At 67.6% G+C, this 318-nt stretch carries 1 protein-coding gene; it reads left to right on the forward strand.

What is annotated here, in order from left to right:
* Positions 1-318, forward strand: a 318-nt coding sequence (locus KUM38_RS39195) for an SPFH domain-containing protein (protein WP_217136915.1), incomplete at both ends; no start/stop codon positions are given.

The following is a 318-nucleotide window of genomic DNA, read 5'->3' on the forward strand; positions in this document are numbered from 1 at the left end:
GTCGAGGACTACCGGTTCGCGGTGTCCCAGATGGCGCAGACCTCGCTGCGGTCGATCATCGGCAAGAGCGACCTCGACGACCTGCTGTCCAACCGCGAGAAGCTGAACCAGGGGCTGGAGTTGATGATCGACAGCCCCGCCATCGGCTGGGGCGTGCAGATCGACCGCGTCGAGATCAAGGACGTCTCCCTGCCCGACACGATGAAGCGGTCCATGGCCCGCCAGGCCGAGGCCGACCGCGAACGCCGGGCCCGCGTCATCAACGCCGACGCCGAACTCCAGGCGTCCAGGAAACTCGCCGAGGCCGCCCAGGAGATG

It is taken from the genome of Streptomyces sp. AC558_RSS880 (assembly GCF_019049255.1).
Classification (GTDB): Bacteria; Actinomycetota; Actinomycetes; order Streptomycetales; family Streptomycetaceae; genus Streptomyces.